Genomic DNA, 20,410 nt, shown 5'->3' on the forward strand with positions numbered 1-20,410 from the left:
GTCTATTTACTCCTCGTAATTAGCCTGAAATAGCTGTAATTTTCAACTCAGTGAACCATTGACGGTGACCTTGTTGTTTACGATAGTGCTTACGACGACGCATTTTGATGATGCGGATTTTGTCGTGACGACCATGGCTAACTACTTCAGCAGTTACGGTAGCACCAGCAACAACTGGAGCACCAATTTGAATGCTGTCACCGTTTACAAGCATTAATACGTCATCAAACGTAATAGTTGCGCCTGTTTCAGCTTTCAACAATTCTACTTTAAGGGTTTCACCCTCAACAACACGGTGCTGTTTACCACCGCTTTGGATTACTGCGTACATAATGTACTCCAACATTCCCGTGTCGTCGTGCCGATAAAGGAAGATACCGAGCTTAAGACGAACGCCACTGGGGTTATACAAAGGCGAAGATTTTAAGTGATAATTTATTAAACAACAAGTGATTTTGTCTAATATTTCCGATATCCCACCCCTCTACATTTCATTTTTAGTCTTTGCACTTCAATGTCAGCATTAACTCATGATATAAATCAAACAACTATCCACCTTTAAAAGGTAAGTTATGATCATTTTACTGTTTATTCAAATTGAAATGGTAATTTCAAATCAATCCGCTACTATGTAGACAATAAAGTAGTTCAGAAAATAATAGCAATGACTCACTTTCAAAAAATCATTCAAATTTGGACAGATTAAGTACAAAGCTGTATGGTTTTGATCAATTACTGTATTGCTTAGGCAACATTCAGTCGTGATAAATTGTTACACTAGCCTTGAAATTCAACGCATTTGCATGAGGAATCCGTTCACATGACCATCGACTTTAAGCAAGATATTCTCGCTCCTGTAGCAACTGACTTCACTGCGATGGACACGTTTATTAATGAAGGGATTACTTCAAAAGTTGCTTTAGTCATGGCAGTCAGCAAACATGTTGTTGAGGCAGGTGGTAAACGTATGCGTCCGATTATGTGTCTACTTGCAGCAAAGGCATGTGGTGCTACCGACATACAAATGGAACCTTACCGCAAACTTGCCGCAATCATTGAAATGTTACATACCGCAACATTGGTACATGATGATGTGGTTGATGAATCGGGTTTACGTCGTGGTCGTCCAACAGCCAATGCAACATGGAATAACCAAACTGCGGTTTTGGTTGGTGATTTCCTGATTTCACGCGCATTCGACCTTTTAGTCGATTTAGACAATATGGTCTTGCTCAAAGACTTCTCTACAGGAACATGTGAAATTGCTGAAGGCGAAGTCCTTCAACTTCAAGCACAGCATCAACCTGATACTACTGAACAAACTTATCTCGATATTATTCACGGTAAAACATCACGTTTATTCGAACTTGCAACCGAAGGCGCAGCCATTCTTGCAGGAAAACCTGACTACCGTGAACCGATGCGTTTATTTGCAGGTCACTTTGGTAATGCATTTCAAATCATTGATGATATTCTCGATTACACCTCTGATGCTGAAACATTAGGTAAAAATATTGGTGATGATTTAATGGAAGGTAAACCGACTTTACCGTTAATCTCAGCACTACAAAATACTACAGGTGAACAGCACGAAATTGTTCGCAAGAGCATTGCAACAGGTGGTACAGAACATTTGGAACAGGTAATTCAAATTGTGCATCAATCAGGTGCTCTTGATTACTGCCGTCAACGTGCACATGAAGAAACCGACGCTGCTTTAAAGGCATTACATCGCCTTCCTGAAAGTGAATATCGTCAAGCCCTCTACAATTTAGCGCAGCTTGCTTTACATCGTATTCAATAATTTAGACGCTTTAATTTGCCTATGCATATAAAATTTCATGACTTATTCCAACAAATACGAGAGCAGCAGAACACACCTCTGGCTGCTCCGAACCCCAATATCCTGATTGAATTCATCAATCGGATACGACCTCAAGAAGTAAGCAATACTGAAGAAATCCATCAAAAATTAAAGGCATTGATCCAAGCCTTACTCATTACACCTTCTGCTGCAATTGACCTACAATGTTATTTACTTCGACTGATCAATCATTACAAACAAACCAGTTTATATACTGACAGCGGTATTTTATCTTTAGATGGTTTTTGGAATCAGTTTGGACAACGTCTAGGCGCACATATTCTTCCCTTACTGAGAGATGAAACCGATCTACGTGATTTAATTGGAAAAATTTTCCATCAACCAAGTGATCCACAATGGCTTGAACGTATTGATGATGAACTTTGGCGAGAATTTTTTAAACTGTTAAATAATGGTTATGGTTCTGCAAACGAAAAAACCACCATTAAAAATGAACTCATCAAAGCCATTACGGTCTTATCTTATCGCATTAGTGGTATTGGCTTATATCAAGAGTTTATTAATGCACAACCTGAACTTTCGGAATATGAGTCACCCTTTTTAGTACAAAACCGTGAAATTATTGAATTCATTGAAGCCTATAAACAGCAATATCGCTCTATAGGTGATATTGCTGTTTTTGTGCCATCCGATGCTGACCAAGCCTTAGTCATACTTGAACAATGCCGAGATGTCGTTCTTAAGATTCGACGTGCGACCAAACGCATTGGGGTCAGTCTAAGCCTAACTTATCTTTTAGCACTACTTGAACAATGCTTAGATCGTGTCGAAATTTTATTAAATTTGTTGGTTGACGATGATGATTTGCTTTATGACTCTATGGGTGAGCTACTCACTCATGTGGTACATGCTCATTACACCGAAACCAGTGTTCGCGAACTCATGCGTACTAATAGTGAACTGATTGCACTACAGGTCACTGAAAATGCAAGTAAAACAGGCGAGCATTATGTAAGTACTGACAAAAAAGGCTTCTTTGGCATGTACAAAGCTGCGGCGGGTGCAGGTGCCATTATTGCCATAATGGCAACACTAAAGATTTTAACTGCCCGACTCGTCCTTGCCCCATTTTTACATGCTTTTTTATATAGCATGAATTATGCATTGGGCTTTATACTTATTCATGTCTTACATTTTACAGTTGCGACTAAACAACCTGCTATGACGGCTGCTGCACTTGCATCAACCGTTCAGCGTAGCAAAGGCTCTAAAACTGCACAGATTGCAGAGCTCGCCGCCTTAATTATCAGTATTATACGTACCCAATTTATTGCAATTTTAGGTAATATTTCCATTGCCATTCCTACAGCCGCACTCATTACATGGCTATGGCAAATAGGTTTACAAGAGCCACTTTTGACTCATACTAAAGCCACTACACTTTTACATAGCCTAAATCCATTTACCTCACTTGCCATTCCACATGCAGCTATTGCTGGAGTGTGTTTATTTTTATCGGGCTTATTGGCAGGCTATTTTGACAATATGGCTGTTTATAGAAAAGTTGGCCCTCGTTTAAAAGCACACCCTTTTCTTAAAAAACAGCTTGGACAAGCAAAACTCGATACATTTTCGAATTATATTGAACGAAATTTAGGGGCATTGGCAGGAAATTTCATCTTCGGCATCATGCTTGGCAGTATGGGAACGGTTGGCTTTATTTTAGGTTTACCTTTAGATATTCGTCATATTGCTTTTGCTTCAGCCAACTTTATACAAGGTTTAATGAGCATTAATGGGACACCTGAAATGGGTTTAATTATTGTTTCCTTCCTAGGTGTTTTACTCATTGGACTGACTAACTTATTTGTCAGCTTCACTTTAACCATTATTGTCGCCTTACGTGCACGTCAGGTACGTTTTGAACAGTGGAAGCCTTTAGCCAAGCTTGTTTTTACCCACTTTACGACTCGCCCAATTGATTTTTTTTGGCCGCCAGCACAACCAATTGATATTCAAAACACCACAAATACAAACAGTCCGCCAAAACATTAGACATTTTGTTATGATTTTGTGCATTTTCTTACATCGCACATAAAAAGATTTTAATATAAATCTTCCGTTTAGTCTGACTTGAAAAAAAGTGTACTGGCTAGTACACTTTGCAATGAAATCTGATCTGGCTTGTGATATTTTATAAACTAAACAGGTCAATTTATGCCTTTTTTACTTTTGATTTTAGGCTGTATTGGTTTAAGTATAAGCTGCATAGGACTACATATTCCCCTTATACATCAATTCGATACATCAACCATCGTATGGATAGCTTCGCACCGTAATGCATATCTCAATGCAATTACGGTCGTTATGTCTGTATTGGGTGGATTACCATCGACACTGATCATCAGCGGAATAGGATGTCTCATCCTAAGTAAAAGTAAAAAGTATACGGAAATTTGGTTCGTATTATTGAGCATTACTGGGAGTGCTGCGCTAGGTTGGTTGCTCAAATATGCAATTGACCGTCCCCGCCCCGATGAAGTTTATCGGATGGTTGAGACTTACGGTGCTTCATTTCCAAGCGCACACAGCATTTATGCTGCTGTTTTAGGCTGTAGTGTTATGTTTATTTTCCGTAGACATAAACAAGCTAAATTGTTCATTATGCTCGCTTGTTTCTGGTTGGTTTGTATGGGGCTATCGAGAATTTATCTTGCAGCACATTATCCAACAGATGTTTTGGCTGGATGGGGAATTGGATTGATATGGACAACCTTTGTGTGGTTTGTACTCTCTCATTACGCATTGAAAAGAAACAAATTATTTTAGATAAAAAATCCTAATGAGGTGAAATAATGATGTCGGCAAAGCTTTGGGCACCAGCCCTGACTGCTTGTGCTTTAGCAACAAGTATTGCACTTGTCGGTTGCAGCAAAGATCCTAAAGAAGCAGAGCAAGCTGCTGCTGCCCAAAAAATGCCGCCGACAGAGGTTGGTGTCATTGTTGCTCAACCACAAAGTGTTGAACAGTCGGTTGAATTATCAGGCCGTACTTCAGCATATCAAATTTCTGAAGTACGCCCACAAACAAGCGGTGTTATCTTAAAACGTTTGTTTACAGAGGGTAGCTTTGTACATGAAGGTCAGCCTTTATACGAAGTTGACTCAAGTATTAACCGTGCCAATCTTGAAAGTGCCAAAGCTTCTTTAGTTCGCCAACAAGCCAACTTAAATGCACTGCAAATTAAAGCTAATCGTTACCGCCAATTGGTCGGCATCAATGCCGTATCTAAACAGGAATATGATGACTTAGTTGCACAAATCAAATTAGCGGAAGCTGACATTGCAGCATCGAATGCTGCTGTGAAAAATGCACAAATTGATCTAGGTTATTCAACTGTTCGCTCACCTATTTCAGGTCAATCAGGTCGTTCTTCGGTGACTGCTGGTGCGTTGGTTACAGCAAATCAAGCCAATGCTTTGGTGACAATTCAACAGCTTGATCCAATCTATGTCGACATTAGCCAATCAAGTGCTGAATTGCTACGTTTACGTCAACAATTGAGTCAAGGTAGTATCGACCGTAGTAACAACACCAAAGTTCGCCTAAAACTTGAAGATGGTAGTTTCTACGCTGTTGAAGGCAACTTGGCATTTTCAGATGCAAGTGTAAACCCTGAAACAGGCTCTATAATGCTACGTGCTGTCTTCTCAAACCCAAATCATTTGTTGTTGCCAGGTATGTTTGCCAATGCACAAATTGTTCAGGGTGTGATTCCAAATGCTTACCTCATTCCACAGGCTGCCATTACACGTACGCCAACAGGTCAAGCAATGGCGATGTTAGTTAATGCTAAAGGTCAGGTTGAAGCGCGTCCAATCACAACAACTGGTGCACAAGGTCAAAATTGGATTGTGACACAAGGTCTACAAACAGGTGATAAAGTTATTGTTGATGGTATTGCGAAAGTAAAACCTGAACAGCCTGTTGTTGCTAAACCTTACCAAGCTAAACCTGATGCAACGCAAGCGCCTGCAGCTGCAAAAGAAGGTGCGTCAGCAACTCAACCTGCTCAGCAGCAAAAAGCTACTTCAAATACATAAGGGGTAGACTTAATGGCTCAATTTTTTATTCATCGCCCCATCTTTGCATGGGTGATCGCATTGGTCATTATGTTAGCGGGTATACTCACGCTCACAAAAATGCCAATTGCACAGTATCCAACCATTGCTTCGCCGACTGTTACAATTTCTGCAACATACCCTGGTGCTTCTGCTGCAACTGTTGAAAATACAGTGACACAGATTATTGAACAACAAATGAATGGTTTGGATGGTTTACGTTATATCTCATCTAACAGTGCAGGTAACGGTCAAGCCTCGATTGAGTTGAACTTTAATCAAGGTATTGACCCTGATATTGCACAGGTTCAAGTACAGAATAAACTTCAATCTGCAACAGCTCTTTTACCTGAAGATGTTCAACGTCAGGGGGTAAAAGTAACTAAATCGGGCGCAAGCTTCCTACAGGTTATTGCATTTTATTCTCCAGATGAAAGCTTATCTGCAGCCGACATTAAGGACTACGTAAACTCAAATATTTCTGAGCCCCTCAGCCGTGTGGCAGGTGTGGGTGAAGTACAAGTATTTGGTGGTTCTTATGCAATGCGTATTTGGCTAGACCCTGCCAAAATGACTAGCCTCAATATAACACCAAGTGATGTTGCAGCAGCAATTCGTGCGCAAAACTCACAAGTTGCAGTAGGTCAATTGGGTGGTGCTCCAGCAATTGAAGGTCAAATGCTTAATGCGACCGTCAATGCACAGAGTATGCTGACAACACCTGAACAATTCAAAAATATTTTCCTCAAAAACACCACATCAGGTGCTCAGGTTCGTATTGGTGATGTTGCTCGTGTTGAATTAGGTTCTGAAAACTATCAGTTCGATTCAAAGTTCAATGGTAAGCCAGCAGGTGGTGTAGCAATTAAACTTGCAACAGGTGCAAATGCGCTTGATACAGCCAAAGCTGTTGAAGCACGTTTGGTTGAATTACGTAAAAACTATCCAACAGGTATGTCTGATAAATTGGCATTTGATACAACGCCATTTATTAAACTTTCGATTGAATCTGTAGTACATACACTCGTAGAAGCTATTATTCTTGTATTCTTCGTGATGTTTTTGTTCTTACAGAACTGGCGTGCAACCATCATTCCAACCATGGCTGTTCCAGTTGTTGTACTCGGTACATTTGCTGTAATTAATCTTTTCGGCTTCTCAATCAATACTTTGACAATGTTTGCCATGGTTCTAGCCATTGGTCTACTCGTCGATGATGCGATTGTTGTTGTTGAGAACGTTGAGCGGGTCATGCAAGAAGATCATCTTGATCCGCTTACAGCCACTGAAATTTCAATGCAACAGATTTCAGGTGCATTGGTTGGTATTACAAGCGTATTGACAGCGGTATTCGTACCGATGGCATTCTTTAGTGGAACCACAGGTGTTATTTACCGTCAGTTCTCTATTACGCTTGTAACGGCAATGATTCTATCGTTGATTGTCGCATTAACCTTCACCCCTGCCCTATGTGCGACCATTCTTAAACAGCATGATCCTGAAGCAAAACCGAGTAACAATATTGTTGCCCGCTTCTTCCGTGGATTTAACAATGTATTTGATCGTACTGCCGAAAAATATAAAGGCGGTGTAGACTTCATGGTGCATAACAAAATCCTTTCGGGTATTGTTTATGCGGCAGTGATTGGCGGTTTAGTTGTTTTATTCAAAATGTTGCCTTCTTCGTTCTTACCGGAAGAAGATCAAGGCGTGGTAATGACACTTGTTCAATTACCACCAAATGCAACATTAGATCGCACTGGTAAAACGATTGATACCATGACCGATTTCTTCTTGAATAAAGAAAGTAAAACTGTTGAATCGGTATTTAGTGTTTCAGGCTTCTCATTTACAGGTGTCGGTCAAAATGCCGGACTTGCTTTCATTAAATTAAAAGATTGGGAAGAACGTACTGCGCCTGAACAACAAATTGGTGCGCTGATTCAACGTGGTATGGCACTGAATATGATCGTCAAAGATGCATCGTACATCATGCCATTACAACTACCAGCAATGCCTGAACTTGGTGTAACTGCTGGTTTCAACTTACAGTTGAAAGATCCAGCGGGTCAGGGTCATGACAAACTACTTGCTGCACGTAATGCAATTTTAGGTATGGCATCTCAAGACAAACGTCTTGCAGGTGTACGTCCAAATGGTCAAGAAGATACGCCTCAATACCAAATCTATATTGACCAAGCTCAAGCTGGTGCAATGGGTGTGAGTATTGCTGAAATCAACTCGACGATGAGTATGGCTTGGGGTGGTTCATACATTAATGACTTCGTTGACCGTGGTCGTGTAAAACGAGTTTATGTTCAAGGTGAAGCCAACGCGCGTATGATGCCTGAAGATCTAAACAAGTGGTACGTTCGTAATAACAAAGGTGAGATGGTTCCATTCTCTTCCTTTGCATCAGGTCAATGGACTTATGGTTCACCTCGTTTAGAGCGCTATAACGGTGTTTCTTCTGTTAACATTCAAGGTACACCTGCACCAGGTACAAGTTCGGGTGATGCGATGTTAGCAATGGAAGAAATCATTGCCAAACTTCCATCTATGGGCTTAACAGGCTTTGACTACGAGTGGACAGGTTTATCTTTAGAAGAACGCGATTCAGGTAATCAAACTTTACCTTTATTAATTCTTTCTCTACTCATTGTCTTCTTATGTCTTGCAGCACTCTATGAGAGTTGGTCGATTCCATTCTCTGTTCTTTTGGTTGTACCTCTAGGTATTGTTGGTGCATTTGCATTAACTTGGCTTGGTATGGTGATCAAAGGTGATCCTAACCTATCCTTTAACATCTACTTCCAAGTCGCAATCGTGGCAGTCATCGGTTTGTCTGCGAAAAATGCGATTTTGATTGTAGAGTTTGCCAAAGAACTGCAAGAAAAAGGCGAAGATTTGTTTGAAGCAACTTTACACGCAGCGAAAATGCGTTTACGTCCAATCATCATGACCACATTGGCATTTGGTTTCGGTGTACTTCCACTCGCGCTTGCGACGGGTGCAGGTGCAGGAAGTCAGCACTCTGTCGGTTTCGGTGTATTGGGTGGTGTAATCAGCTCAACATTCCTCGGGATCTTCTTTATTCCAGTCTTCTTCGTATGGATTCGTAGTATCTTTAAATATAAACCTAAAAATCAAAATATTCAGGAGCATAAATCGTGATGCAACAAGTATGGTCTATTTCAGGTCGTAGCATTGCGGTATCTGCACTTGCGCTTGCTTTGACTGCATGTCAAAGCATGCGTGGTCCAGAACCCGTAGCTCAAGCAAGTATTCCAGAAGGCTTTTTAACAAATGCATCTTCTGGTCCATCAATCGCTGAACAAGGCTACAAAGATTTTTTCTCTGATCCTCGCCTGATTCAGACGCTTGATCTTGCACTTGCCAATAACCGTGATTTGCGTACTGCAACACTGAATATTCAACGTGCTCAGCAGCAATACCAAATTTCTGAAAACAACCAATTGCCAACCATTGGTGCAAGTGGTGGTGTGCTACGTCAAGACACTCTGAACAGCAAGCCAATGACCACTTACAATGTTGGTTTGGGTGTAACCGCTTATGAGCTCGACTTTTGGGGGCGTGTTCGTAGCCTAAAAGACAATGCTTTAGATAACTATTTGGCAACGTCTAGTGCTCGTGATGCAACGCAAATTGCATTAGTCGGTCAAGTAGCTCAAGCATGGTTGAATTACTCATTTGCCAATGCTCAGCTTAAGTTGGCTGATCAAACATTAAAAGCACAGTTAGAATCTTACAATCTGAACAAAAAACGTTTTGATGTCGGTATTGACAGTGAAGTTCCTGTTCGTCAGGCACAAATTTCTGTTGAAACTGCACGTAATGATGTTGCGAACTATAAGACTCAAATTGCACAAGCTCAAAATTTACTGAACTTGCTTGTGGGTCAGCAAATTCCGACAAACTTACTCCCTGCGCAGCGCGTGACTAAAATTGCTAGTGCTTCGACATTTACATCAGGTCTACCAAGTGATTTGTTGAATAACCGTCCAGATGTTAAATCTGCCGAATATCAACTGTCTGCTGCGGGTGCAAACATTGGTGCTGCTAAAGCACGTATGTTCCCAACCATTAGCTTGACAGGTTCTGCAGGTTACGCATCGACCGATTTGAGCGATTTGTTTAAATCAGGTGGTTTTGTTTGGTCTGTAGGCCCAAGTATTGATATTCCGCTTTGGGATTGGGGCACACGTAAAGCGAATGTAAAAATTTCAGAAACAGACCAACAAATTGCGTTATCTGATTATGAAAAATCTATTCAATCTGCTTTCCGTGAAGTCAATGATGCCCTAGCCGTTCGCCAAAATATTGGTGATCGTTTATCTGCGCAAAGACGTCTTGTTGATGCAACAAATACAACGTATAAACTTTCAAATGCCCGTTTCCGTGCTGGTATTGATAGCTTCTTAACTGTATTGGATGCTCAGCGTTCTTCTTATGCAGCTGAACAAGGCTTATTATTGCTTGAACAAGCCAATTTGAATAACCAAGTTGAATTGTATAAAACGCTTGGTGGCGGTGTAAAAGCCAATAGTTCTGACCAAGTTATTCAGCAACCCTCTAGTGCTGGATTGAAGACTCAAAGTAAAACTGAACAATAAGTTCTAAGTTTTTAAAATGCTCACTTCGGTGGGCATTTTTATTACCTTTCACTCTCCTAATCAAATAATGTCTGTCTAAAAGAAAAATAGAAAAACTTCAAAATATGACTCACTTTCTCAGATACACCTGAAATTGCAATTTAGCCTTATTTTGATTATCTTAAAACTAAGCACATCATGTTAAAAATCGTATGCAACTAAGTAATTTAGAAAGTGTTCCTGGTCATGACATTATTCAACAAATTGATGTCGTTTATGGCAGTACTGTCCGTAGTAAACATGTCGGTCGAGATTTTATGGCAAGCCTTAAAAATATTGTCGGTGGTGAACTCAAAGGCTATACCGAGCTTTTAGAAGAATCACGCCAAGAAGCCATGGATCGTATGATTCAAAAAGCACAACAGATGGGTGCAAATGCAATTGTTGGTATTCGCTTTTCAACATCAAATATTGCTCAAGGTGCTTCTGAACTTTTTGTTTATGGTACGGCTGTCATTGTTCAACCGAATCGAACTATTAGTGCTTCTTCGCTGCCTAATCCATTTCCAACTCAAGGATAAGTTATGGAAGGATTGATTTTTAAGATCGTCCTCTTTGTCCTTTTATTTAGTATTGGATGGTTAGTCGGACGACATGTTGAACAGAAACATTTGAGAGAGCTTGAAGAAAAAGAGAAAAAATTGGCACATATTAAAATGGATACCAATAAATTCCAAACCTCTCAAAATTCAGGACAACTCATTGAAAGTAATGTTGTTATTTCTAACGATTATTTTAAATATGTAATTGCACAAATTCAAAATTTCTTTGGTGGACGCCTAACAACTTATGAATCAGTTGTAGATCGTGCACGGCGTGAAGCAATTGTTCGCTTAAAACAAAAAGCTGTAGATGTTGGAGCAAATCAAATTATGGGGCTACGTTTAAGCACGACTGAGTTGGGAATGGAAGGTGGTATGGTTGAAGTTTTTGCTTATGGAACAGCGATTAAGTATTAAAAATACAATGGATTTTCATTAATGCCTGATTATTTTTATTAACAAGCATATGAACGAATAAACATATATACCTTGTTTCTCTCCTAATGACTCATCTATATTGAGTATAAAAAGGGCAATATATTATGTTGGTCAAAAAATGAAAAACTTATTTTTAACAATGAGCATGGCTATAATACCGATGATTTCTTTAACAGCGAAAGCTGAAGTAATTGTATTGGCATCGCCTCAGAGTGAGGATACGTATTATGCAAAAATGGTTGATGATATTTTTGACTTCCATATTAATTATGCAAAACAAATTATTAAAAATGGAGATAAAGTCCTTATATTAACAGACAAATATCTTTACCCAGATTATGTCAAAGCAATAGGTCAAAATCATGTTGTGATTGCACCTATGCAAGATATTTGGATGCGTGACTTTAGTAGTGCAAATCCAGATCAACCGACCCTTTTTCGTTATACAGCGGCTGGACAAGGTGGAACTAAAAAAGCCCAAGCTATTTCTGATGATGTTCAATCTGACTTTAAACTTTATAGCCAAAAAGCAGGTTTAAAATTTATACAGACCCAACTACTCAATGATGGCGGAAATTGGGTTGAAGATGGTTTTGGTAATGTTGTCATTAGTACTAAATTTTTATCGGATAATCGTCTATCTGAAAAAGTAGCACGTGAAAAATTAATCGCTTTGACCAATGCTAAACATATTGCATTTATTGATGCGGATGAACAAGGTGGCTTAGAACATGCTGATGGTGTCGTCAGTTTCGTAGATCAGACTACCTTAGTGATGAACACTTATCCTGAAGATCCTGATTATACAAAAAAATTAAAAGCAGATTTAATACGTGGTATTCCAAATATTAAAATTCATGAAATAATAACCCCTTATGATGGAAGCCAAATCTATGATAAAAAATTCGGATCTGCATGTGGTTTATATACCAATATGTTAGTAACGCCTGAGCACATATATTTCCCACAATTTGGTATCAAAGAAGATTCTGTTGCATTACAACAAATTCGAGCAATCACTAAAAGAAAAGTTATTCCAGTTCAATCTAATCATGTTTGCTATATGGGCGGTGGGGTTCGCTGTATGTCATGGCAGTTAAGAGGTGAAAATGCTGAATTGTTATTAAATTACGTCAATAAAAAACATTAAAAAATTAAATCATCGCTATCAATAAAATAAATTTAAAAATTGATATTATTAATTTATTCTACATCACTTATGATGATAATTACTGTCCTGACCATTTCAAATGACAGGACAGAAAAACTGCTTATTCAAAAATAGCTTGCCAATAGTGATAGGTTTTTTCTTCGCCATCGGCTAATTTAAATTCATACATCATTTTACGTGTTTCAATAATGTTAAAATCTACGGGATGGCTAAATAACTCGCCGTCATATGCAAACGTATGATATTCGCCATTTTCACCACAAATATCGACATCGTTTGGCATTAAGTCAATGCTTACCGAATTAATGTCCTTTCCAAGAAAAGTTCCATCGAGTTTACTGGCATCAGTGACGATAATTTTTGTTTTTATTCCCGAAGCTAAAAAGTCTTGCATCACTTCAGTCGAGTTGGGATTCCACAATGGTTCAACCACTTCTATTCCCAATGGATGTAATCTATCTTCTCTATATTTACGCACATCTGTTAAATAAATATCACCAAAAATAAAATGTTGCACACCTTGTGCCTTAAAGTGTTTTGCCGCATTTAACATTCTTAGCTCATAAATCTCAAGATTTTTAGGCAAAAATACGGGATAAAGTGGAATACCAATACTCTCAGCTTGTTTTATCATAAGTGTATGAGGAATCGCATGCATTGAAGAGAGCTTTGTTTCTTCATTGACTGTTGTTAATAAGGCAACAACTTCAAACTGGTTCTCTTGTAACACTTTAGAGAGTGCTAAAGCTGAATCTTTACCACCACTCCAATTAAATACTGCTTTCTTACGAATATGCACAATTACTTCACTTTCATTTTACGAATCATTTTATACAATATTGACGGTGAAATACGTGAAACAAATACGCCAAGTTTCTCTTTACGTCCACCAATCACTATATATTCTTCACCTTTTAATAACGCTTTGACCGCTTGATCAGAAAACTCTTCCGCGGTTAAACCATTTGCAGTGGCTTCATTATCATAACCTTGCGCTTTACCTTCGCCGTTTAAAGCATTGATCGACACATTGGTCTGTACAAACCCTGGAAATAACACAGAAACGCCAATGCCATCTTGTGCAACTTCAGCACGTAAACTGTTTGCCCACATATGAATAGCGGCTTTTGCTGCCGAATAAGATGCACGATACTGTGTCCCTAATAAGCCTGCCACACTCGATACATAGACAATACGTCCCGATTTTTGCGATAAAAATGTAGGCAAAACCAACTTAGTCAGAAACACTTGTGAAAAGTAGTCGACTTCCATAATCGCACGTTCAGTTTGCATACTTGTTTCAGCAATCAAGGCACGTTGGCTTAAACCTGCATTATTAATCAGCCAATCAATACGTCCTTTTTCTTTCAATACTTGTGCATATGCATCACGTACTTGAGCTTCATTGATAATATCCATTGCAATAGAAATATGCTGATCTGAGTTTGGCAAACTTACACGCACATTTTCCAACTCTTCAAAGCGTCTTGCGCTCAACACAATTTGCGCTCCCTGCGATGCTAGTGTTGTTGTCAATGCTTTTCCTAAACCTGAAGATGCACCTGTAATCCACACTACTTTTCCTTGTACGTTTTCCATAGCAATCCCTCATTTTTTTGAATGACATTATTTTACTCACGACTATGCCATAAAAATGCGATCTATGAAAAATAGTTCACATAAAAATAGTTTTAAAGAATTGAATCAGTTCATTTAAACTTCAAGTACAAATTTTGAAAAATGATGACCATAATGTTTTAATTTTTCATCATTACTACTCGATTTTTCATAATCATCAGCCACCTTTTCAAGGCGTTTATAACCTGTACTTGTTACCATACTAATGACACCATTTAAGGTTTTATCGACCACAAAATTAAATTTCAACAAAGTTTTAGGATCGCGAATAAATTCTGAAACCCCCAAATCTATCACCTGAATCAAATTTTTCAGCGTGCCTCGCAAATTTTGTACATCGCCCTGCTGAAGTTTTTGTAAATCGTTAAATGAGTTTTCACCCAAATGCTTATCTAGTTGATAATGCATTACCACTTCAGCATTTTCTGAAGCATCAAATTTTTTCAAAATATGATTAGCAACTGGTTTTAGACGCTCATTACTAAATAAAGAAATAGACCAAGGCATGTACTTTTTCATTGCGCTTTCAATTTGATTAAAAATCTGCTCAGCCTCTTTTAAGCTCTTTTTACCCTCGGCACTGAGTTGTGAGTTTGCACGCTGTTCTTCAATAAGTGTACCAAAAAGCTGATCAAGTACCTGACATGACATGTCCGTAAATGCTTGCCCCAATTCTTTTGCAACATCCTTTTTTTCACCTTTGTTAAGATGTTGGCTAATATTGACCAATTGTTGATAGGTCTGTTGCTTGATTAATAATTCAACTCTATAACTCATTTTATACTTCCATTATTTTCATTATTGGGGCAGTCCATGCATCTTAACAAAGCGAATGTGTAACAACATTGTCTTTAAGTACCGTCCATTTCAAATATTATTTTCTATGTTTTATTTTTTTAATCAAATAGTTATTTCTATATATTTGTAAAGCTGACTATTTTTTCTAAAACAATTACATTCACAAAAGCTATTTATTTGCCCTACCTAAAACAATTGACATGAATAATCATTCTTCATGCTTGTTTTATTCATTGCATTCAACAGAATAGTCTCAAAAACACAGTATTTCAGCATGTACAGGAAGCAACAAAGATGGAATTTTTTTGCTACAATGGATCTAATTTTTTATTCTATTTAAAAATTTTCGAGCTATGACTGATTCAGCGCAAAACATCTCTACGACTTACGATCCAACTGAGATCGAAAAAAAATGGTACCAAACTTGGGAAGAGCGTGGCTACTTCAAACCGTCTGAAAAAGGCGAATCATTTTGTATCATGATTCCACCACCAAACGTCACAGGTAACTTGCACATGGGTCATGGCTTTAACAATGCCATTATGGATGCCCTTACGCGTTATAACCGCATGTCAGGTAAAAATACTTTATGGCAACCGGGTACAGATCACGCGGGTATTGCAACGCAAATGGTTGTAGAGCGTCAGTTGGGTGCGCAAGGTGTCAGCCGTCATGACTTAGGTCGTGAAAAGTTCATCGAAAAAGTATGGGAATGGAAGGAACAATCTGGCGGAAATATTACTAACCAAATTCGTCGTTTAGGTTCATCTGTAGATTGGTCTCGCGAACGCTTTACGATGGATGAAGGTTTATCGAATGCTGTAAAAGAAGTTTTCGTTAAATTACACGAAGATGGCTTAATCTACCGTGGTAAACGCCTCGTTAACTGGGATCCAAAATTACAAACTGCCCTGTCTGACTTAGAGGTTGAGTCAGATAAAGAAGAACAAGGCTCACTTTGGCACTTTAAATATTTCTTTGAAGATAAAACTGTTCGTACACATGATGGTAAAGATTACATCGTTGTAGCAACAACTCGTCCTGAAACATTACTCGGTGATACCGCTGTTGCAGTCGCATTGGATGATGAGCGTTATACGGATCTTGTTGGCAAAAATATTATTTTGCCAATTACAGGTCGTGCAGTTGCGATCATTAAAGATGAATATGTTGATAAAGAATTCGGTACAGGCTGTGTAAAAATCACCCCTGCACATGACTTCAATGACTATGAAGTGGGTAAACGTAACGAACTCCCAATTATCAACATTTTCAATAAAAATGCTGAAATTTTGGCTGAGTTTGAGTTCATTGCCAAAGCAGGCGAACAAATTTCTAAAACCATCACAGCGCCTACTGAATATGTGGGTCTTGAGCGTTTTGTTGCACGTAAAAAATTGGTTGAACAAGCGGAAGCTGAAGGTTGGTTAGATCAAATTCAACCGTATACGCTTAAACCACCTCGTGGTGACCGTTCAGGCGTAATTGTTGAGCCACTTTTAACAGACCAATGGTATGTGAAAATTGCGCCACTTGCTGAGCCTGCAATTAAAGCTGTTAAAGATGGCGACATTAAATTTGTGCCTGAGCAATACAGCAATATGTACATGGCATGGATGAACAACATTCAAGACTGGTGTATCTCTCGTCAATTGTGGTGGGGTCACCGTATCCCTGCATGGTATGACGTAGATGGCAACATTTATGTAGGTCGTTCTGAAGAAGAAGTCCGTGAAAAGAATGGCATCCCTGCTGATGTTCAACTGGATCAAGATGAAGATGTACTTGATACATGGTTCTCATCGGGTCTTTGGACATTCTCAACTTTAGGTTGGACTGGTGATGCGAAGAAGGATGCGGAAAACTATTTCTTAAATACTTTCCACCCAACTGACGTTCTTGTCACTGGTTTTGACATCATTTTCTTCTGGGTTGCCCGAATGATTATGATGACCATGCATTTCATGAAGAATGCCGATGGTACGCCTCAAGTTCCGTTTAAAACGGTGTATGTACATGGTTTAGTCCGTGATGGCGAAGGTCAGAAAATGTCTAAATCTAAGGGCAACGTTCTTGACCCATTAGATTTGATTGATGGGGTTGACCTTGAAACTTTGGTACAAAAACGTACTACAGGTTTGATGAATCCGAAACAAGCAGCGAAGATTGAGAAGTCTACTCGTAAAGAATTCCCAGAAGGTATTCAAGCTTACGGTACAGACGCTGTTCGTTTCACTTTCTGTGCACTTGCCAACACAGGTCGTGACATCAAGTTCGACATGAAGCGTGTTGAAGGTTACCGTAACTTTGCCAACAAAATTTGGAATGCGACGCGTTTCGTGATGATGAACTGTGAAGAGCAAGTGATTGGTCAAACAGAACATCAAGACCTTTGGGAATTGCCTGAACAATGGATTGTGAGCCGTTTACAAAAAGCGGAAGCTGCGGTGCAACAAGCATTTGCAACGTATCGTTTAGATTTAGCCGCACAAGCAATTTATGAGTTCATTTGGAATGAATACTGTGACTGGTATGTTGAGCTAACTAAGCCTGTTCTAAATGATGAAAATGTTTCAACTGAACGTAAAGCAGAAGTTCGTCGTGTTCTGCTTGCGGTAATGGAAGCATCTTTACGTCTTGCTCATCCAATCATGCCGTATTTGACTGAAGAAATTTGGCAAACGCTTGCGCCTAAACTTGGCATTACTGCTGAAACCATCATGCTTGCGCAGTACCCTGTTGCCAACCCTGAGCGTGTAAATGAACAAGCTGAAGCAGATATGCAATGGCTTCAAGGTTTGATTGGTGCTGTACGTAATATTCGTGGTGAAATGGGCTTAGGTAATGCACGTTTATTGCCTGTTCTTTTACAGAACACGACTGAAGCTGAAAAAGCACAGATCACTCGTATTGAACCTTTGTTTAAAGCATTGGCGAAAGTTGAAAGCATTACTTTCTTGGCTGATGGTGAGCAACCACCATTGTCTTCATCTTCTGTCGTTGGTCATGTGTCTGTATTTGTTCCAATGAAAGGTTTGATTGACCCGAAAGCAGAACTTGGTCGTCTGCAAAAAGACTTCGACAAAGTGCAAAAGCAACATGACCAAATTGCCTCTAAACTTGGCAATGAAGGTTTTGTGGCGAAAGCACCTGCTGCGGTAGTTGAAGGCGAGAAAGTAAAACTTGCTGAATTTGCTGATCAATTAGCGAAAATTAAAGCGAATATGGAGCAGATTGCCGCGCTTTAATGTGTTGATAGTTTGATCTAAGATGTAGTATAAAGGGCTGATTATTCAGCCCTTTATTATTTAAATGAAAAAAATTGATATTATCTCGCATATTAGTTCTACTTTTATTAGAAAGGGAAAAGCTCTAGTTACTATCCAAACCAAATCAAACGACAACAAACAAGAAGTAGAAAAACAAGAAGAGCATGAGGAACGTTTAAAAAAACTTTATTATATAGCTGTCAAAACTCGTAACTTTGAAATAACACAATTAGTCCAACGAAACAATTTCTTTATGATTTTTCAAGGCGTTCTAATTGCCTGTATTATTTATTCAAACAATACGGTCCCTTTTATACATACAGCTGTTTGCTTTGTAGGTATATTTATTTCTTTTTTTCAAATGCAGATCGCTGCTGGAGCTAAATTTTGGCAGGATTATTGGGAGTCAGAAGTAGACCTATGTGAAAAAAATCTTAAAAATTTCTATGAAAATGTTAAAAAAATACATTTTCATCAACTGTTTAATAAGGATACTGTAGATATACAACATACTCTTTATTCTAAATATTTTAAGAAATTAAAAACACGTCTTTTCATAGAAGAAAAATATGATACTGAATACTTTCTATCTCGTAGTACATTAACGACTTATAATCCTTTTTCTAATATAAATGATCGCATTCTTACCAAACCATCAGTCAGTAAAATTCCTATAAAAACAGCAAGATTACTATTAATAACTTGGATTTTTCTATTTATCTCATCAACATTTATAGGTGATTATATTTATAATAACACTTTATCACATCATATCTTTACAGGATTCCCTGGTAAGTCTGTAGCTAGTATAGATATCCGCAATCAACTGTCTCCTGATAGAGACGATGGTCACGATGATAATAGATATAAAAAAGAAGATTTAGCCTATTGCATCTTGATATGGTGCAAAGATAATAAAGAGGAAAAGTAAAAACTATGAGTGGGTATGATTTAGAACAAAAACTTGTTATTGGTTTAGCCTCTAGTGCTTTATTCAATTTAGAGGAATCAGATACGGTTTTTAGAACTCAAGGGGAACTTGCCTATCGTGAATACCAACGTGAACATGAGAATACCCTATTAGATCAAGGTGTAGCTTTTCCGTTTATTCAACGGCTTCTTGGTTTAAATAGTATTTTCCCCAAAGATAAGCCATTCGTTGAAGTCATTCTACTTTCACGTAACGATCCCAATACAGGTTTACGTGTGATGAATTCCATAGAACATTATGGATTAAATATTAAAAGAGCTATCTTTTTACAAGGGCGCACACCACATAAATATATCAATGCTTTAAATATTAGCTTATTCCTTTCGGCGAATGAAACTGATGTTAATCAAGCAATCCTTGCAGGATATCCTGCCGGTTTAATATTAAAAGGGCATATATTTGATGTCGCTCATGATGAAGAGTTACGTATTGCTTTCGACTTTGATGGAGTTATTGCAGATGATTCATCAGAACAAATTTATAAAGAAAATGGATTGGGGGCATTTATTGAAAATGAGAAAAATCTAGCGGACCAACCTGCAATTGCAGGACCTTTACATAAACTTCTCAAAGAGTTATCCACTTTACAAAAAGAAGAACTAAAATATCAAACACAATATGCCGATTATAAAAGTAGATTGAGAATCTCCATCGTTACAGCACGTAATGCACCAGCTCATAAACGAGTAATTAACTCTTTACGATCGTGGGGAATTAATACAGTAAACGAAGCTTTTTTCTTAGGAGGAATTGAAAAACGTAAAGTGCTAGAAATACTACAACCACATATTTTCTTCGATGATCAAGTTGGACATTTAGAAAAAACTGCAGATAGCATAGCTTCTGTACATATTCCTTTTGGAGTAGCTAATAAAAAAGCTGCAGCTACTCAGTCCACGCAAGCTAAAGATATAACTCAACTAACTACTCAAGATAGTTAATTT

Annotated in this window: 16 protein-coding genes; 12 read left to right on the plus strand and 4 right to left on the minus strand. The window is 38.5% G+C overall.

What is annotated here, in order from left to right; genetic code table 11:
* Positions 1-19 precede the first annotated feature (19 nt).
* Positions 20-331, minus strand: a complete 312-nt coding sequence (gene rplU / locus ACK1JC_RS07545) for a 50S ribosomal protein L21 (protein WP_005011534.1) — start codon at positions 329-331, stop codon at positions 20-22.
* A 489-nt stretch (positions 332-820) separates the two neighbouring features.
* On the opposite strand from rplU, the gene sdsA reads away from it, so the two are divergent.
* The 9 genes from sdsA to ACK1JC_RS07590 all read left to right on the plus strand — a co-directional run bounded on the left by sdsA (position 821) and on the right by ACK1JC_RS07590 (position 12,749).
* A complete protein-coding gene (gene sdsA / locus ACK1JC_RS07550; protein WP_409511250.1) occupies positions 821-1,804 on the plus strand; it encodes an All-trans-nonaprenyl-diphosphate synthase in 984 nt (327 codons plus the stop codon).
* Between the two features lie 21 nt (positions 1,805-1,825).
* Positions 1,826-3,880 carry a site-specific recombinase gene (locus ACK1JC_RS07555; RefSeq protein ID WP_409511251.1) on the plus strand — a complete coding sequence of 685 codons (2,055 nt, stop codon included), beginning with the start codon at positions 1,826-1,828 and terminating at the stop codon, positions 3,878-3,880.
* A 162-nt stretch (positions 3,881-4,042) separates the two neighbouring features.
* A complete protein-coding gene (locus tag ACK1JC_RS07560) occupies positions 4,043-4,654 on the plus strand; it encodes a phosphatase PAP2 family protein (protein ID WP_409511252.1) in 612 nt (203 codons plus the stop codon).
* A gap of 26 nt (positions 4,655-4,680) precedes the next feature.
* A complete protein-coding gene (locus ACK1JC_RS07565) occupies positions 4,681-5,928 on the plus strand; it encodes an efflux RND transporter periplasmic adaptor subunit (protein ID WP_409511253.1) in 1,248 nt (415 codons plus the stop codon).
* A 12-nt stretch (positions 5,929-5,940) separates the two neighbouring features.
* Positions 5,941-9,120 carry a multidrug efflux RND transporter permease subunit AdeJ gene (gene adeJ, locus ACK1JC_RS07570; protein WP_409511254.1) on the plus strand — a complete coding sequence of 1,060 codons (3,180 nt, stop codon included), beginning with the start codon at positions 5,941-5,943 and terminating at the stop codon, positions 9,118-9,120.
* The gene (adeK, locus tag ACK1JC_RS07575) at positions 9,120-10,580 is read left to right on the plus strand and encodes a multidrug efflux RND transporter AdeIJK outer membrane channel subunit AdeK (RefSeq protein WP_409511336.1); all 1,461 of its coding nucleotides are present in this window, start codon (positions 9,120-9,122) and stop codon (positions 10,578-10,580) included. Before adeJ ends, adeK begins: the two co-directional genes overlap by 1 nt.
* A gap of 191 nt (positions 10,581-10,771) precedes the next feature.
* Entirely contained in the window at positions 10,772-11,140 is a 369-nt protein-coding gene (locus ACK1JC_RS07580; protein ID WP_409511255.1) for a YbjQ family protein, read from the plus strand.
* Between the two features lie 3 nt (positions 11,141-11,143).
* The gene (locus ACK1JC_RS07585; RefSeq protein ID WP_409511256.1) at positions 11,144-11,578 is read left to right on the plus strand and encodes a YbjQ family protein; all 435 of its coding nucleotides are present in this window, start codon (positions 11,144-11,146) and stop codon (positions 11,576-11,578) included.
* Positions 11,579-11,717: 139 nt separating this feature from the next.
* The gene (locus tag ACK1JC_RS07590; protein ID WP_409511257.1) at positions 11,718-12,749 is read left to right on the plus strand and encodes an agmatine deiminase family protein; all 1,032 of its coding nucleotides are present in this window, start codon (positions 11,718-11,720) and stop codon (positions 12,747-12,749) included.
* Between the two features lie 121 nt (positions 12,750-12,870).
* Here the strand turns inward: ACK1JC_RS07590 and ACK1JC_RS07595 are convergent, their stop codons facing one another.
* The 3 genes from ACK1JC_RS07595 to ACK1JC_RS07605 form a co-directional block, all read right to left on the minus strand.
* Positions 12,871-13,569 carry an ATP-binding protein gene (locus tag ACK1JC_RS07595; RefSeq protein ID WP_409511258.1) on the minus strand — a complete coding sequence of 233 codons (699 nt, stop codon included), beginning with the start codon at positions 13,567-13,569 and terminating at the stop codon, positions 12,871-12,873.
* Positions 13,570-13,571: 2 nt separating this feature from the next.
* Complete coding sequence (locus ACK1JC_RS07600) at positions 13,572-14,369, minus strand: SDR family NAD(P)-dependent oxidoreductase (RefSeq protein ID WP_409511259.1); 798 nt, start codon at positions 14,367-14,369, stop codon at positions 13,572-13,574.
* 114 nt (positions 14,370-14,483) lie between these two features.
* Entirely contained in the window at positions 14,484-15,185 is a 702-nt protein-coding gene (locus ACK1JC_RS07605; RefSeq protein WP_409511260.1) for a hypothetical protein, read from the minus strand.
* A gap of 374 nt (positions 15,186-15,559) precedes the next feature.
* On the opposite strand from ACK1JC_RS07605, the gene ACK1JC_RS07610 reads away from it, so the two are divergent.
* The 3 genes from ACK1JC_RS07610 (at position 15,560) to ACK1JC_RS07620 (ending at position 20,407) form a co-directional block, all read left to right on the plus strand.
* Complete coding sequence (locus tag ACK1JC_RS07610) at positions 15,560-18,454, plus strand: valine--tRNA ligase (RefSeq protein WP_409511261.1); 2,895 nt, start codon at positions 15,560-15,562, stop codon at positions 18,452-18,454.
* Between the two features lie 64 nt (positions 18,455-18,518).
* On the plus strand, positions 18,519-19,406 hold the full coding sequence (locus tag ACK1JC_RS07615) for a hypothetical protein (protein WP_409511262.1): 888 nt from the start codon (positions 18,519-18,521) through the stop codon (positions 19,404-19,406).
* 5 nt (positions 19,407-19,411) lie between these two features.
* Positions 19,412-20,407, plus strand: coding sequence for a 5'-nucleotidase (locus ACK1JC_RS07620; RefSeq protein WP_409511263.1), 996 nt, complete (start codon positions 19,412-19,414; stop codon positions 20,405-20,407).
* The last annotated feature ends 3 nt before the right edge of the window (positions 20,408-20,410 follow it).

This window comes from Acinetobacter sp. TY2 (assembly GCF_046269225.1).
GTDB lineage: Bacteria > Pseudomonadota > Gammaproteobacteria > Pseudomonadales > Moraxellaceae > Acinetobacter.